Source organism: Pseudooceanicola pacificus (genome assembly GCF_009789075.1).
Taxonomy (GTDB): domain Bacteria; phylum Pseudomonadota; class Alphaproteobacteria; order Rhodobacterales; family Rhodobacteraceae; genus Pseudooceanicola; species Pseudooceanicola pacificus.
Genome location: NZ_WNXQ01000022.1, coordinates 1 through 1,273, shown reverse-complemented (window position 1 = coordinate 1,273; position 1,273 = coordinate 1). Strand labels below are relative to the sequence as shown.

General features: G+C 59.9%; 1 protein-coding gene. It reads left to right on the top strand.

Going from position 1 to position 1,273, the window contains the following annotated elements; genetic code table 11:
- The first annotated feature begins 80 nt into the window (after window positions 1–80).
- Window positions 81–1,234 (top strand): IS3 family transposase gene (locus GLS40_RS17775; protein ID WP_229737809.1). Its coding sequence is split into 2 segments (ribosomal slippage): window positions 81–333 and window positions 333–1,234, totalling 1,155 coding nucleotides; the frame shifts between segments, so codons are not numbered across the junction.
- The last annotated feature ends 39 nt before the right edge of the window (window positions 1,235–1,273 follow it).

The window sequence follows — 1,273 nt, the reverse complement described above, 5'->3', positions numbered from 1 at the left end:
TGAGCTACCCCCCGAAATTCGGACACTGACATAAGCTATGATTTGCAGTCTGCTGATCTTCGACGAGAAGGAGATCAGAGATGTCGAAACGGAAGCAGCATGCGCCTGAGTTCAAGGCGAAGGTCGCGCTGGAAGCCCTGAAAGGCGAGGAGACGGCGGCCGAACTGGCAAGCCGGTTCGGGGTGCATCCGACGATGATCCATCAATGGAAGCGGGCCCTGCTCGAAGGCGCCTCCGGTGTGTTCGAACGCGGGGGCCGCAAGAAGCCGGAGATTGGCGAGGAGCAGGTGAAGGAGCTCCACGCCAAGATCGGGGAGCTGGCGGTGGCCAACTCTTTTTTGGAACGAAAGCTGAAGCCCTGGGGCGGGAAGTGAGGCGCTGCATGATCGAGCCTGACCACCCGGATCTGTCGATCGGCCAGCAGTGCAAGCTGCTGTCGATCGCACGCTCATCCTATTACTACGAGCCGAAGGGCGAGACCGAGCAGAACCTCGGCCTGATGCGGCAGATCGACGAGCAGTTCCTGGAGACGCCGTTCTTCGGAGTTCGGCAGATGACCTGGCACCTGCGCAACGACGGCCATCTGGTGAACGAGAAGCGCATCCGGCGGCTGATGCGCCTGATGGGGCTCATGCCGATTTACCAGAAGCCCAACACGAGCAGGCCGACGAAGGGCCACAAGACCTATCCCTACCTGCTCAGGGGGCTGCGGGTGGAACGCCCGAACCAGGTCTGGTGTTCGGACATCACCTATCTGCCCATGCGCCGAGGGTTCCTCTATCTGGTGGCGATCATGGACTGGCATACCCGCAAGGTTCTGTCCTGGCGCATCTCGAACACGCTGGAGGCCGACTTCTGTGTCGAAGCGCTGACCGAGGCCATCCACAAGTTCGGCCCGCCCGAGATCATGAACACGGACCAGGGCAGCCAATTCACGTCCTTCGCCTGGACGGATCGACTGCGCCGATCTGGCGTGCGGATCTCGATGGACGGGAAAGGTCGGTTCCTCGACAACATCTTCATCGAGAGGCTGTGGCGCACCCTAAAATACGAGTGCGTTTACCTGCATGCCTGGGAGACCGGATCGGAGACAAAGGCGGCGATCCGGAAATGGATGACCTTCTACAACCACCAGCGCCCGCATTCAGCCTTGGGCGGCCAACCTCCCGCGCTGGTCTATTGGCAAAGAAATGATATCAACCAACCCGATCAGCAGGTGCAACGAGTAGCTTAATTTACGCCAGATCCTGTCCAAGAGATGGGGAGTAGCTCA